13 protein-coding genes are annotated in these 14812 nt (G+C 53.6%); 6 read left to right on the top strand and 7 right to left on the bottom strand.

Annotation, left to right across the window (positions count from 1 at the left end; all coding sequences use genetic code 11):
* Positions 1–622: 622 nt before the first annotated feature.
* The 3 genes from M987_RS00230 to M987_RS00220 are packed head-to-tail and all read left to right on the top strand — an operon-like array spanning position 623 to position 2481.
* On the top strand, positions 623–1159 hold the full coding sequence (locus tag M987_RS00230) for a tetratricopeptide repeat protein (protein ID WP_041162273.1): 537 nt from the start codon (positions 623–625) through the stop codon (positions 1157–1159).
* Positions 1160–1219: 60 nt separating this feature from the next.
* Entirely contained in the window at positions 1220–1696 is a 477-nt protein-coding gene (locus tag M987_RS00225; RefSeq protein WP_425359151.1) for a sigma-70 family RNA polymerase sigma factor, read from the top strand.
* Positions 1693–2481 carry an anti-sigma factor family protein gene (locus M987_RS00220; protein ID WP_014071432.1) on the top strand — a complete coding sequence of 263 codons (789 nt, stop codon included), beginning with the start codon at positions 1693–1695 and terminating at the stop codon, positions 2479–2481. The genes M987_RS00225 and M987_RS00220 overlap by 4 nt, the downstream gene beginning before the upstream one ends.
* Here M987_RS00220 and M987_RS00215 read toward each other — a convergent pair.
* The 4 genes from M987_RS00215 to rhaD form a co-directional block, all read right to left on the bottom strand.
* Positions 2461–3036, bottom strand: coding sequence for a YceI family protein (locus tag M987_RS00215; RefSeq protein WP_014071431.1), 576 nt, complete (start codon positions 3034–3036; stop codon positions 2461–2463). The genes M987_RS00220 and M987_RS00215 overlap by 21 nt on opposite strands.
* A gap of 232 nt (positions 3037–3268) precedes the next feature.
* Complete coding sequence (locus M987_RS00210) at positions 3269–3625, bottom strand: hypothetical protein (RefSeq protein WP_014071430.1); 357 nt, start codon at positions 3623–3625, stop codon at positions 3269–3271.
* Positions 3626–3821: 196 nt separating this feature from the next.
* Positions 3822–4208, bottom strand: a complete 387-nt coding sequence (locus M987_RS00205; RefSeq protein ID WP_014071429.1) for a hypothetical protein — start codon at positions 4206–4208, stop codon at positions 3822–3824.
* 266 nt (positions 4209–4474) lie between these two features.
* The gene (rhaD, locus tag M987_RS00200) at positions 4475–5302 is read right to left on the bottom strand and encodes a rhamnulose-1-phosphate aldolase (protein WP_014071428.1); all 828 of its coding nucleotides are present in this window, start codon (positions 5300–5302) and stop codon (positions 4475–4477) included.
* 194 nt (positions 5303–5496) lie between these two features.
* Here rhaD and pagP point away from each other — a divergent pair, with 194 nt between their 5' ends.
* A complete protein-coding gene (pagP, locus tag M987_RS00195; protein ID WP_041162112.1) occupies positions 5497–6072 on the top strand; it encodes a lipid IV(A) palmitoyltransferase PagP in 576 nt (191 codons plus the stop codon).
* Here the strand turns inward: pagP and M987_RS00190 are convergent.
* Genes M987_RS00190 through M987_RS00180 form a run of 3 tightly spaced genes read right to left on the bottom strand, consistent with a single transcriptional unit; the run spans position 6069 to position 11178 of the window.
* Complete coding sequence (locus M987_RS00190; protein ID WP_014071426.1) at positions 6069–7034, bottom strand: acyltransferase; 966 nt, start codon at positions 7032–7034, stop codon at positions 6069–6071. The genes pagP and M987_RS00190 overlap by 4 nt on opposite strands.
* Positions 7031–10093 carry an efflux RND transporter permease subunit gene (locus tag M987_RS00185; protein WP_014071425.1) on the bottom strand — a complete coding sequence of 1021 codons (3063 nt, stop codon included), beginning with the start codon at positions 10091–10093 and terminating at the stop codon, positions 7031–7033. The genes M987_RS00190 and M987_RS00185 overlap by 4 nt, the downstream gene beginning before the upstream one ends.
* Positions 10093–11178, bottom strand: coding sequence for an efflux RND transporter periplasmic adaptor subunit (locus tag M987_RS00180; RefSeq protein ID WP_014071424.1), 1086 nt, complete (start codon positions 11176–11178; stop codon positions 10093–10095). The genes M987_RS00185 and M987_RS00180 overlap by 1 nt, the downstream gene beginning before the upstream one ends.
* 397 nt (positions 11179–11575) lie before the next feature.
* On the opposite strand from M987_RS00180, the gene M987_RS00175 reads away from it, so the two are divergent.
* Both M987_RS00175 and M987_RS00170 read left to right on the top strand, forming a co-directional pair.
* A complete protein-coding gene (locus M987_RS00175; RefSeq protein ID WP_014071422.1) occupies positions 11576–12007 on the top strand; it encodes a universal stress protein in 432 nt (143 codons plus the stop codon).
* 47 nt (positions 12008–12054) lie between these two features.
* A complete protein-coding gene (locus tag M987_RS00170; protein WP_014071421.1) occupies positions 12055–14748 on the top strand; it encodes a cation-transporting P-type ATPase in 2694 nt (897 codons plus the stop codon).
* Positions 14749–14812: the final 64 nt, after the last annotated feature.

Raw genomic sequence — 14812 nt, 5'->3', positions numbered from 1 at the left:
GAGCGAGGCCCGCCAGTTTGAAGAGTGGCTATGCGCGTAAAACATATTATTTGGTGTCGATGGCGATATTCTCAGTATTTATTTTTCGGTAAAGCCCTTTCATGAATGTTGTTATTATTTAATTGCCTATAAAAAGGATATAGCTATAAAAAGACGATTGCGCAAATTTAGCGCCAGCGAATAAGTGTCGAATGAGGGGGATAATGATGGTGACATGTTTGTCATTAACTATCAGTTGGTTATGTTTGTTTTATGCCGTTATAGCTCTAGAGGTAAAGTGATGAATTTGCGATAGGGAGCCTTGTTTTTGTGATGCTGGCTTATTTTATTTATATAGTACTTAACGGCAGCTTAACAGATATTTAAGCCTCATTATATTAATGAGAGAATATGATATATTATGTTTTAAATTATTTAATAGTATAGTGGCGTGATAAATATAATCTGCTAGCACATTTTTTTAAATCATAATTAGCATGAATATGTATTAAAAATACACATTGCCTGTTGTGGGTACCGCTTCGTTTTTCCGCTGAAAAAAATGCACCCGATGATGAATAAAAAATCCAGTCCGCGCGTTAACGGCATGAACATCCACTGTGCATTCATCCTGGAGCAGAACATGAACACGTTGACCACGACTCGTTACCTGGCCGTTTCAGCACTGGTGCTTTTCCTGCAATCCCCACTTGCGCTGGCGATGGGTAATAATAGTACTGAGAGTAAAACGCCTGATTGCCCGTCCGGGCAGGTCTACGACAGCGTAAGCCAGAAATGTGTACCGGATAAAACCAGCAGTCTGAGCGATCAGGACAAAACCAACTATGCCTATCATCTGGCGAAAAAAGGCGAGTATCAGGCGGCGCTGAACCTGCTCGATACCCTGAAAAACAGCAATACGGCAGAAGCCTGGAACTACCGGGGCTATGCCACACGTAAGCTTGGCCGTACGGATGAGGGGATTGGCTATTACCAGCGTTCGCTTGCCCTGGAGCCTAACTACGCCAAAGCCCGGGAATACCTGGGCGAAGCCTGGATGGTAAAAGGTCGTCCTGACCTCGCAAAAGAACAGCTGAAAGTTATTGCCGGTATATGCGGCCAAAGCTGCGAAGAGTATCGCGATTTGCAGGCCGCCATTAACGGGCACCCTGAGTCCTGAGTCCCGTGGGAGGAGCAGAAAATCACAACCAGTGACGTTCGCCAGCAGCTTGCAGCACACCTGACGCGCCTGTGGCGATACGGGCTGGTGTTGTCGCGAAATCGTGATATTGCCGAAGAGCTGGTTCAGTCCACCTGCGTGCGCGCGCTCGAAAAGAGCGCGCAGTTTACGCCGGGTACGCGCATCGACAGGTGGCTTTTTTCTATTCTGCATTCGATATGGGTGTCCGATTTGCGCGCGCGCCGTGTCCGGCAGGGACAGGGGTTTGTGGAAAGCGATGAACTGGAAGCGCCAGATACCCGTGAAAGCAACGATGACAGCCTGCGTTACCGGCAAATTATGCAGCGGGTGAATGCGCTTCCCGAGGTGCAGCGCAATACCGTGTTTTTAGTGTATGTCGAAGGGTTTACCTATCAGGAGGCGGCGGAGACGTTAGCGGTGCCGGTTGGCACGATCATGAGCCGTTTAGCCACCGCGCGCGCGACGCTGGTGAAGTCGTTTGACCTGCCGCCCACTGCAAAGGAGAAACGCTCTTGAAAGCGACCCGTTTTACTCCCCCGTATCACGACGATGCCATTGTCACCTGGCTGGATGGCGAGATGGAAAGCGAGGATGCGCGTCAGTTTGAACAGTATCTGCAACATGATGAGCAGCTTGCCGGGCGTACGGAAGAATTACGCAAAAGCCATCAGGATTATCAACGTGCGTTTGCCCCGTTACTTGATGAAGCGCCGCTGGCCCGAATGCAGGAACGGCTGGAGGCACATCTGGCCGCCAATCCACCGCCGCAGGCACGCGTCAGCCGCCGTGCGTTGATTGCGGCATCGCTGAGCTTTTTGGTGCTGGGAACCGGCGTGGGATATCTGGTGCGAACAACGTCGGGAGAGGGCGACGAGAGTGCGCAGATCCGCGATCTGGAGGCGCAATATATGTCGCTTTACAGTACCGAAACGCTGGTGGACGCTGACAGCGCCGCGCCGGTGCTTAAACGTGGTTTGGCCCGCACCGCGCAGGATCTGGGGCTGCAACTGAATGAACAGCAGTTGATGCTGCCGGGGGCAGAACTGAAGATGGTGCGTATTTTACGTTACGAAAGCACCTCGATTGCGCAGATTGCCTGGCTCCATCACGATTATGGCCCGATGGCGCTGTGTATTTCCGCCACGGATGTGGGAGAAACAACGCCGGTGAAACAGGAAAAACGGCACAGCATGAACCTTGCCTGGTGGAATCATCGCGGGCACCAGTATGTCCTGATTGGCCGAAACCCGGCCTCCGAACTCCAGGCAACGGCGCAGGCGCTACTGCGGGTGATTGGCTGACCCGGGCTGCGGATGCGCGCCAATATTGATATCGATAGCAATGCGGTCGTCCACAACCAGCGCAAAACGGTCCAGACCAAATGCCGAACGCGAGATGGCGGTGGTGGCATTCAGCGTCAAAGACGACGGAGATTGTTCTTCAAGCGTGACGTCCAGAATGACCGGACGACGTATCTCCCTCACGTCCAGCACGCCAAATACCCGAAAATGTCCTTTCTGAAGGGTAACGACCCGGTCGCTGATAAAGGCGATTGTCGGGTAGCGCGCGGCGTCGAAAAACATATTACTTTTGAGCTGCCAGGTGAGAAGGCTGTTGGACGCCACCAGCGTCGCCACCGGGATCGTCACCTGGATCTGGTCATTAAATTCGTTATCAGGATCGAGGGTGACTTTTCCGGTGACGTCTTTCAGCCACGCCTGGGAAAGGATCCCGCCAAATGCGCGCCACGACAGCACAATGCCTGTTTTTTGCTGGTCGATGTCATAGTGAACGGGTGCCGCAAGCAGCATCGGGCTGAATAAAATGACAATCAACAGGGTGGTAAAACGCGTCATACAAGGCTCTCCATCAATCCGGCATAGTGTTAACGCCTGGAGCAGAGATTTTATTCGGCCCGCAACAGCAAACCCGGCTTAAAAAGGTCGGGTCTACTTTCAGGCGGCGTGAACCTCTCTTCAGGGGATGAAGAACGTGCGGTCTTTACGCTTCAATAGTAGCGGTTTCTGGTGGGATAAAGGGAAAAGGGCGGGGAAATAAAAAAGGCCGCTTTCGCGACCTTTCCGGACATTATTCAGTGACTTTCTTTTCCAGCTCGGCTGCACCGTCTTTGGTTTTGTTCCAGCCTTTTTCAGCCCCTTCTTTGGTTGCATCCCAACCTTTCTCGGTGCCTTCTTTGGTTTTATGCCAGGCTTTCTGGGAGTCTTCACTCACCTTGCTGGAAAAGCTATCGCTCTTTCCTTCAGCGGCATGTTGCTTTTTCAGCTTAAGCTCTTCGCCCTTGTTCTGCTCTTCGTGCAGCTTTTGCTTCGCATCGTTGGCATTAGCCGCAGCGGCAGCAACGGTATCGTCGGTTGCATGTGTGGTCGCGGCAAAAACAGGAGAAGCCAGCAGAACGGCAGATAATGCAATAATTGTTTTTTTCATCATTCATCCTCAATTAACGTTTTCGTATTATGAGCGTGATTAAGAATGGCATAATGAATGCGGGGAAGGCTTTAGGAAAAAACTGTAAATGGTCAGCGACTTCCCGCGCATGATATTTCAGCACCTGATCACCCGAGTGTTAAATAACCTATTTCGACCAGGGCCGCGAGCGTCAGGAGAATGAACAGAACAACCACTATTGGCCTGTACATTGTTGATATCCATCCATGTTGGTATTTTCGTCGGTGACGAACTCCTCATACCCCAGCAACCACTCCTCTTTTAACCAGTCGGTCAGCTGGCTGGAAAATGAAATAATATCGCCGGTCATGATATCTTTTATACAATATTTACCCAGTACATCCTGGGCGCGTTTATCCCGTATTTTGTGAACTTTCTGCCCCTTTTTAAGGAACACTTTGTTCAGCCGTTTCATGGCCGCAGAGGTTGATACCGCGTAGGTTTTCAGCATCGTTTTTGCCTCTTTACCGCGGTCAGTGGCGGGATGCGTATCGTGCGTAATCTCATCCATAATTGCCAGCGATTGCGTACTAAAATCAAGACGTTGGAGGGTAATGTCCATATTATTCTCTATCCAGTTCCATTATTTATCAGATAAGAATTTTCCTAGTACCAATGATTTTCCACTTGCTGCTTTAAAGAGCCTTGATATAAATCAATTTAGTTTTTCAGGTTATTCTTATTTGTTAGTTCAGGCATGTTGTTATTTACCTGGGTGATTATTTTATCGGGTAATGTGTGCTGCAATGCGGACAGGGGGGCAATACGACGCAGGCAGTGTATTTCTGACACTGCCTGCGGGGAACAGCATTGCTGCTTGCTGGAGGATTAAAGCCCGAACGTCTCTTCCAGCTCGCGCATATCGTTCATGCTTACGCCTTCAGGCTCGAAGCCGCTTGCAAGACACATCAAATGCAGCTTGGCACCTTTGTTGGCGACATCGACAAAATCAAAGGCCTGCAACGCATCAATACCGGTGGCGACGGCGCCGTGTTTTTCCCAGATGGCCACATCATGATGGCGCAGCTGTGTGGTTGTGCCATCCGCCATTACCTGACTGCCTGGCATACAGTAAGGAACGATGCCAATACCGCGCGGAACGAAGGCGCGCACTTCCGGGAGCATCTGCCAGCAGGCCTGGGTGTAGGCTTTGCTGTCATGGGCATATTTTGGATGGTGGGAAAGGGCGATAAGCTCAAGTGGATGCGTGTGCACCACACAGCGGTCAGGACGGCCAGCGCGCTGTTTATCCATGATGATTTCGACATGGGAGATAAATTCGCTGGTGGGTTTGTAATCAGACTGACCGCGACCGCCCCACAGCAGGTGATAACCTTGTGCTTTGTCGTCAATACGCAGCACACAACCTGCGAGTGTCGGGTCGCGCAGTTCGCGAATGCGTTCCCCTGTACCTTTCACAAAGAAAATATGGCCAGCGCTGTCGGCCGGGAAGGCGCTGCTACCCCCCACCATCGACAGCGGGCAGTGCGGGAACTGGTCAAGATTGAAGGGGACTTCACCGAAGATATCCGTCAAATCTACCGAGATGTTGCCACCATTACGCTCTGCCCATTCGCGTTGCCACAGGTAGGCGGAGACTTCGATCACTTTTTCTATTTCAGCACGAACGGCCGCGTTCAATTCAACGTTACGCATGACTACCTCTACTGCACCCGGGCGGGTGTTAGTGTTGTGTTAAGGACAACTATATAGAGATGGTCGTCGTGCCGCCTTTGGCTGTTTGCCATAAATGGCGGAGGGTTGGCAGAAATTTAAAGACGTGGGGGCTGGTGCGTGGAATGGTTTACAGTAATAGTGACCGCTGCGTGAATTAAGCTGAGGGAATAATGATGCAACGCACCTTTTTGGCATTCTGGATGGTCCTGTTTTTTTTCGTCGCGCCGCTTCATGCGGAGCCTGGCGTCTATGGTGAACAGCGCATCAGCGGCTGGTGGAATGCGCTGACGGATGATATTTCGCAAACCTGGGAGCAGCCTCAACGTTACGATCTCTACCTGCCATTTTTGAGCTGGCACGCCCGCTTTATGTACGACAAAGAAAAAACGGACAAATACAACGAAATGCCGTGGGGCGGCGGGCTGGGCGTCTCCCGCTATAACGAAGAGGGCAACTGGAGCGCGCTTTTCGCGATGATGTTCAAAGATTCGCACAACGAATGGCAGCCCGCGATGGGCTATGGCTGGGAGAAGGGCTGGTATCTGGATAATGCCAAAGACTTCCGGCTTGGGCTCGGTGCCGCTGCGGGGATCACGGCGCGCGATGATTTTGCAAACTATGTGCCCCTGCCGTTTATCTTCCCGCTGTTCTCTGCCGGGTATAAGCGCGTTACCGTCCAGTTCACCTATATTCCCGGAACCTATAACAACGGTAACGTGCTCTTTGCCTGGTTGCGCTTAGGCTTTTAAAGGGTGATCACCTTTTTTGCTACGGCGTTAGAAAGCACCAGCATGGAGAACAGCACCGAGGTGATGAAAGTGAGCACGATCAGGGTCAGCTTCATACCGAGAGAGGTCACCGGGAATAGCGCCGTCAGCAGGTGAAATACCGAGTAGTGCACAATGTACACGCCGGTCATCGTTTTGCTGATGGCGGCCAGAATGGATTCTTTGAATTCTGCATTGCGGCGAAAGCGCACGCCGTTCGCCGCGATCACCAGCGCAATGATCAGAATGTAGATTTGCGAGCCAGTGAGAATAAAGGCATTTCTGTCAGCCTTGAACAAGGCAAAAAAGAAGTGGCGCTCGTAAAACCAGGTGAAGAGATAAATAAACGGGATGGCGATAACCGCGGCCCTGACCACATTCCTGCGGCTTATCCACTCGGCGATGTTGGGATCGCAGAAAAGCTGCCCCGTCAGGTAAAACAGTAACCACGTCCACAGGCGGTACTGTGGCGAAAGGGAAAAGACGTGGACGTTCGGATAGAGCGCTGAAAGCAAATCATACCCGTAGGAGAAGAGAAGCAGGCAGGCAATCACGCCGCAGAACAGCGTGCGCCGCTGGCTGAGCCACTCCACCGCCGGATGGAAGGTGTAAATCACGACAAACGCAAACACGAACCACGGCTGGATTAAATACCCGCGCTGATACGGTTCCCACAGGTAGTAGATCGTTACCCAGAACAGAAAGACAATCACCAGGCTTTTAATCTTGTCCAACTGCCAGCGGGTGCCGTGCCGGGACTGGCCGTCGAGGTAGCCTGCGACGACAAAAAACAGCGGCGTGGCGATGGTCGAGATAAAGGTTAAAAAACCCAGGATCCAGTGATAGTCATAATCATAGTGATCCCAGGTATTGTAGATGGTGAAGAAGGTGACCGCCGTCATACAGCCCAGCGTCTTGATAATGTTCAGGCCTGTCGCATTCATTGTTGTTCCGCTTTGTCCTTACGATGGAAGCACGCATAAATCACGGGAAGTACCAGCAGCGTCAGGATTGTAGCAAACCCAAGTCCGAACATAATCACAACGGCCATGCTCTGGAAGAAAACATCCAGCAGCAGCGGCGCCAGCCCCAGAACGGTGGTAAATGCGGTGAGCAAGATAGGACGCAGGCGCGAGGTGGCGGCATACACGATCGCCTCATGCTGGTCTTTATGCGCTTTCTGCTGCTCGATCTCTTCCACCAGTACAATGCCGTTGCGGATCAGCATCCCGCTCAGGCTTAGCAGACCAATCAACGCCATAAAGCCGAACGGAATACCGGTTACCAGGAATCCCGGCGTGACGCCAATCAGCGCCAGAGGCACGGTTAGCCAGATGGCGACGGCGTTTTTCACCGAGCTGAACATCAAAACGGTGATGACAAACATCACCAGGAACCCGATCGGCAGCGTGGTGAAGAGCCCCTGCTGTGCTTCGCTGGAGTTTTCTGCATCGCCTCCCCACTCAATGCTGTAGCCGTGGGGCAGGGCGAGGGCGTCAATCTGTGGTTTCACCCGGGCGAGAATGTCGCCTGACGTTTGCTGGCTAAGCGGATCGGGGTCGGTCTGAACCGTCAGCACCCGCGAGCGGTCGCGGCGCAGAATAAGTGGATCTTCCCACTCCAGCGAAAAGCGGCTGACGACGTTACTTAGCGGGATATACTGCTGTCGGGCCTGGCTCCAGACCAGCACGTTGTTCAGGTGATTGGCGTCCAGTCGTTCGCTTTCCGGCGGGCGTACCACGACCGGGAGCAGGTCGCTGCCTTCCCGATACAGTCCCGCACGACTGCCGGAGAAATTCATCTCCAGCGCGTTGTCGACGTCCTGCTTATCTACGCCAAGCTCGCGTCCCAGCGCGGCGACATACTGCGGACGGATCACCTTGCTGCGGTTTTGCCAGTCATTTCTTACGCTTGCTGTAGCCGGGTCGCGCGCCAGAATATCGTCCACCTGGCTGGCGATCAGACGGAGTCTGTCAGGGTCGGGGCCCTTGATGCGCACCTCAATGGCGCTGTCGCCGGAGGGGCCAAACATCACACGTTTGGTACTGGCATTGACCTGCGGGTAGTTTCGGGCGATGTAATCATCGACGTGGCGCGTCAAAGCGGAGATGTTGCGCTGGTCATCCATGCGCACCATGATTTGCGCGTAGTTGCTGTACTGCCGCTGTCCGCTGTAGGTCAGAATAAACCGCATACTGCCCTGGCCAATGGTTGAAACGGTGGTTTCTACGCCTGGCTGGCCGTTAATGGTTTTCTCGATATCACTGGTCATTTTCTCGGTCCATTTGATATCGGTGCCGTAGGGTAACCAGAGATCGACAAAGAAAATCGGCGTATTTGATGACGGGAAAAAGTTTTGCCGTACGGCGCCGAAACCCCAGACTGACGCGGCCAGCAACGCCGCCATCACGATAAGCGTCGGTGCTTTCCAGTGCAGCAGCGTATTCAGCAGGCGCTGGTAAAGACGGTAGAGGCGTTTGTCGTAAGGGTCTGACTCATCACTTTTTTCCGGTGCGCTGTCGTTTTTAAACAACCACCACTTGATCAGCACCGGTGTGATAGTGAGTGCCGAAAACCAGCTCAGCATCAGGGAAATCAGCAGCACCTGGAACAGGGATTTACAGTATTCCCCGGTCGAATCCTGCGACAGCCCGATAGGCGCAAACGCCAGGATGGCGATCACCGTCGCCCCCAGCAGCGGCAGGGCTGAGCGACGGATGATGTAGTTAACGGCGGTCAACAGCGGGGAACCCTGCTGACGCGCAATCAGCACCCCTTCAACAATCACGATGGCGTTATCCACCAGCATACTGAGGGCGATAATCAGGGCACCGAGCGAGATGCGCTGCAGTTCAATGCCCCACAGATACATGATCAGCAGCGTACCGAGCACGTTAAGCGCGAGAGAAAAGGCGATGATGATCCCGCTGCGCACGCCCATAAAGATCAGCAGCACGCCGATGACAATCGCCAGCGCCATCAGGAAGTTAATGATAAAACCGTTAACAGAGTGGCCCACTTCGGCGGCCTGATCGTAGAACAGGTCGATGTGTATCCCTGCCGGTTTTTCCGCCGACATCTGGTTTAGCTTCGCCTCCAGCGCGTGGCCAACGTCGATCACGTTCACGCCGGGAATAAACGAGACGCCCATAGTGACGGCTTTTCTGCCGTTGGCATGATAGATACTGGCGGGCGATTCGTTCAGCCCGCGCGACAGTGTGGCGATATCCCGCAGCCGTGTTGCTGCCCCGGTGCCGGACGGGGTGATGATGAGATCTGCCAGCTCGTCAAGATTTTCGAACTCACCGGTCGGATGCAGGCGAATGGATTCTGTTCCGGAGCTGATTTCTCCGGCGCTGGAAACGACGTTAAGCCTGCTGAGCAGGGCGGAAAGCTGGTTCAGCGTAATGCCGCGCGCGGCCATTTTAGTCAGAGAGATATCGATGTTGACCTGCTGGCTGATGGCTCCGCCGATGGCAACCTTACCGACGCCGGGGACAAGAATCAGTTCGCGACGCAGCTGTTCGGCATATCTCACCAGTTCTGGATTACTGAATTCATCCCCGGAAATCGCGAAGAAAAAGCCGAACACGTCGCCAAAATCATCATTCACGAAGGGGGTAACGACGCCGGGCGGGAACTGGCGCGACGCATCGCCCACGCGACGGCGCAGTTCGTCCCAGATCTGCGGCAGTTCGTTCGAATGATAGCGTGAGGCAATGTTCACGGTGATTTGCGACAGGCCGTTTGAAGAGATGGAGCTGACATTGTCCAGATAAGGCAATTGCTGAAGCGCATTCTCCAGCGGCAGCGTAACCTCCTCTTCAACCTGCTGAGCAGAGGCGCCGGGATAGTGGGTGATGACCACGGCAGTTTTGATGGTAAAGGCGGGATCTTCCAGTCTGCCGATATTGAGCAGGGCGAAAATGCCCCCCACACCCAGCAGCAGGATCGTCAGCCAGACGCGAATGGGGTTATTGATAAACTGACGAGAGATATCCATTACAGTCCCCGTTCACGCGTCCAGATACGCACTGGCTGCTTAGCATGAAGCTCACCCACACCTGCAGCCACTACGCGCTCACCGGCCTTAAGCCCGCTGGTGATCACAACACCCTCTGCGGTCACTTGCCCCACGCTGACCTTGCGGTCTTCAAGATGGAGCGCGTCACCTTCCCCGGCCACGACCCAGACGTGCGGCTCATTGCGTGGGCTGTTGTCCGGGTTAAAGACCGCCTCAACCGGTACGACCAGAGCCTGAGCGCCCGCGCCAGCCGGGAGGTTGGTTAAATTGATCGTCACCGTACCGCTTACGCCCCCCACGGCGGGAAAATCATCCGGGCGCGGCATGGTGAGTATCACCTGCCAGGTCAGGGTGTTGCTGTCGCTGCTGCCCGAGTGCTCTTTGTAGACAGCGGTAAACTCCCGATCCGGGAAGGCGTTAATTCGCACCAAGGGGCGATACTGCGCGTTACGGATATCAAAGGTTTTGAACAGGTTTTCAGGAATACTAAACACCACGTCCAGCAGGTCGGTGCGGGTCAGGGTCGCAATGGGTTGACCGGCAGACACCACCTGATGGTTTCGCACATGTACGCTGGCCGCCGTTCCGCTGAAGGGGGCGACGAGCGTCATCTGATTCAGCTCTTCTCGGGCAATCTGCAACGCCGCATTTGCCGAATCGCGGTTCGCACGCTGCACGTCCATTTCGGCTTTCGAAATCGCCTGGCGACCAGCCAGCGTCTGGAAGCGATCGAATTGCCGCTGGGCCAGCGTCGCTGCCGTTTGTCTGTCGTTAACACGCTGCTGGGCTTCACGGGCGTTCAGTCTGGCAAGCTGTTGCCCCTGTTTGATGGCGGCACCCTGACGAACATCGAGCGCTTCAATTTGACCTGCGCGCTTGAAGGAAAGATCTGTTGCATCACCCGATTCTATGCGGGCGGGGAAAACACGCTGCTGGGCGTGACCGGGGACAGTCACCTCTGCCACTTTTACCATTCGCGGCAGGGGGGAAGCTTGCTCGTGTTTCGGGTCGCACCCCGTGAGCGTTAACATAATGAAGGGTAAAAGAGAGAGGTAGCGGTTCACTGTATTCCCCTAATAAATAACTGTTTTATTTATTCCGTAGCAAGGGCAGGGGGTGACACTATTCAGCCAGAACAGTGACAACCATATAGGTAAATAGGCCAATTGCCGTGCTGGCAATAATGGCAAGCGCGATAAACAAACCAAGACGGAAAAGGCTTAAACCGTACATTCATTCCTCCATGCGCCGTAAGGAGCGTCTTTCTTTGAGCATAGTTGGAGAAAAGATAAATGTTAAATAACCAATATCAGTGGGTAAGCGTTAAACCTGATATTCCTGTGCTACGTTTAATATCATTCATCTCTTTTTCCCGTAACTGGCATTAAGGGTAACCCCCTGCATTTAATGCGTTTTATTGCTTCTCTCACTACCGTGTTGGTTATAAAAAGGGTGCTCGATATGTATAAAAATATTCTGGTTCCTGTGGATGTTTACGAGACGGGCCTGGCGGATAAAGCGTTGCACCATGCACAGTTTCTGGCGCAAAGCGCATCGGGTGACATTCATTTGCTGCATGTCATGCCCAGGTTTTCAGCCGAACTGACGCGTGGTTTTATTTCAGATGCACGCAAGATGGATGAATATATGATTAATAATTCGAAAGAAAAACTGGCTGACCTGGTCAAAAAACTGAATCTGCCAGCAGAACGTGTTCATCTCCATGTCCGTAGCGGGAATGTTCGCGATGAGGTTATTAAGCTTGCGGATGAACTTGCTGCCGGGGCAATTATTATCGGCTCCCGAAATCCCAATATTCAAACCCATCTGTTAGGGTCAGAGGCGGCAAGTATTGTGCGTTACGCACATGTTCCTGTTTTCGTTATTCGTTAATTACATGAAAGCAAGGTGATTTCTGAAAAGAACCTGAGGAAGGAACGATGAAAACAGGAAAACCTGAACGTCCTTATTATCAACAAACTGTTGACGACACCCTGGCGAATATCCGCTCCACCGTGGAGGGGCTGAGCAGCACTGAGGCATCGGCCCGCCTCCAGCAGTATGGTGAGAATGCGTTACCGCAGAAAAAGGGCAAGCCCGCCTGGCTGCGCTTCCTGGCCCATTTTAACGATGTGCTGATTTATGTTCTGCTGGTGGCTGCGCTACTCAAGCTCTTTATGGGCCAGTGGGTAGATATGTTTGTCATCCTCGGGGTGGCCATCGTTAACGCGCTGATTGGCCATATCCAGGAGAGCAATGCAGAAAAATCGCTGCAAAGTATTCGCAATATGCTCTCCAGCGAAGCCGTGGTGGTTCGACAAGGTAATCATGAAACGATCCCTACCACGACGTTGGTCCCGGGGGACATCGTCGTGATCCGTGCCGGGGATCGTATTCCTGCGGATTTGCGTGTGATTGAAGCGCATAACCTGCGCGTGGAGGAGGCCATTCTGACTGGCGAATCCACCGTGGTTGAGAAAAACAGCGATGCGTTAAGCGGGGAACTGCCTCTGGGCGACCGGTATAACTTGCTCTATTCCGGCACCACCGTCAGCTCCGGCGGCGGGAAAGGTGTGGTGGTGGCGACCGGGGGCGAAACCGAGCTTGGCCATATCAACCAGATGATGTCCGACATTGAAAAACACCGTACGCCGCTGATGGTGCAGATGGATAAGCTCGGTAAGACCATCTTCATCACTATCCTGGTGATGATGGTGGCGCTGTTTGTCTTTAGTCTTCTGTTCCGCGACATGCCGGTTTCCGAGCTGGTGCTGTCGCTCATCAGCCTCGCCGTTGCCGCGGTGCCGGAAGGGCTGCCGGCCATCATTTCCATCATCCTTTCGCTTGGCGTACAGGCCATGGCACGTCGCAAGGCCATCATCCGTAAGCTGCCTACGGTGGAAACGCTGGGTGCGATGACGGTGATCTGCTCAGATAAAACCGGCACCCTGACCATGAATGAAATGACGGTCAAAGCGGTGATTACCGCTGACACGACCTATCGCGTGGAGGGCGACAGTTACGAACCGGTGGGGAATATTCATCCCGTTGATGACCCGACGCCCGTCAGCGTCACGCAGGGGTCGTTGCTGGAACGCTATCTGCGCACCATTGACCTGTGTAACGACAGCCAGTTGATCAAAGACGAGCAGGGACTGTGGAAAATCACCGGGGGGCCGACCGAGGGCGCGCTGAAGGTGCTGGCGGCGAAAATCCCGATTCCACCGCTCGATACCGAAATGCGCAGTAAAATCCCGTTTGATTCGCAGTATAAATACATGTCCACGTTGTACCGTCTTGGCGACGAAGAGGTGATTCTGATTACCGGCGCGCCGGATGTCCTGTTCCGCCTCTGTCAGTTCCAGCAGACGAATGACGGACTGCAGCCGTTCGATCAGCTTTACTGGGAAGGGAAGATTGAAGAGTATGCCCGTGAGGGGCTGCGTATGGTGGCTGCGGCCTGGAAACCCGCCCGCGACGGTCAACGAGAGCTGGATCATCCAGATCTACAGGATGGGGTGATCCTGCTTGGGATTGCCGGAATGATGGATCCGCCGCGTCCGGAGGCCATTACCGCCATTGCCGACTGCCTGCAGGCAGGGATCCGCGTGAAGATGATCACCGGCGACCACCCGCAAACGGCAATGAGCATTGGGCAAATGTTGGGTATTGGTAACGCCGCAAGCGCCATCACCGGACGTGAGCTGGAGGTTATGGACGATCGTCAGCTGAGCGACGCCGCGCAGCAGTACGATATTTTTGCGAGAACCAGCCCGGAGGATAAATTCCGCCTTGTGCAGGCCCTGCAAAGTAAACAGGAAGTGGTGGGCATGACCGGGGATGGCGTCAATGATGCCCCGGCGCTCAAGCGGGCGGACGTGGGTATCGCCATGGGGATTAAGGGGACGGAAGTCACCAAGGAAGCCGCCGACATGGTGTTAACGGATGACAACTTTGCCACCATTGCCCGTGCGGTACATGAGGGACGGCGGGTTTACGATAACCTGAAAAAGACCATTCTGTTCGTTATCCCCAGTAACATCGCGCAGGCTCTGCTGATCATCATTGCGCTGCTGGCGGGGAACCTGATCCCGCTGACGCCGGTCCTGATCCTGTGGATGAACATGGCGACATCGGCAACGCTGTCGTTTGGCCTGGCGTTTGAAGCAGGCGAGAAGGACATCATGAACCGCCCACCGCGCAAGGCGAATCTCCACGTCATGGACGGCTATGCCATCTGGCGCGTGGTGTTTGTCGGTCTGCTGATTGCCATCAGCGCCTTCGTGCTGGAAGCCTGGCTACAGCCGCGCGGTTACTCAGCTGAATTTATCCGTACCGTGCTGCTGCAAACCCTGGTGACCGCGCAGTGGTTCTACATGCTTAACTGCCGCGTGAATGACGGCTTCTCACTGAGCAAAGGCCTGCTGGAGAATAAAGGGATTTGGATCGTGAGCGGCGTACTGTTAGCGCTCCAAATCCTCATCATTTACGCACCGTTCATGCAGATGCTGTTTGGCACTGAAGCGCTGCCGTTCCGGTATTGGGTTATAACGTTCAGTATTGGATTCGTTATGTTTTTGATTGTTGAACTGGAAAAACAATTAACGAAGCGGTGGAGAGTGGTAGAACGCTAAAACAGATATCACCACGCAGGTGGATGTGAAATGCTACATCCACCTGCTATCACAAATGACTTTA

This window comes from Enterobacter soli ATCC BAA-2102 (assembly GCF_001654845.1).
Lineage (GTDB): Bacteria > Pseudomonadota > Gammaproteobacteria > Enterobacterales > Enterobacteriaceae > Enterobacter > Enterobacter soli.
Note: the sequence above shows the minus strand (reverse complement) of the source record. Positions and strands in the feature narration are given on the sequence as shown.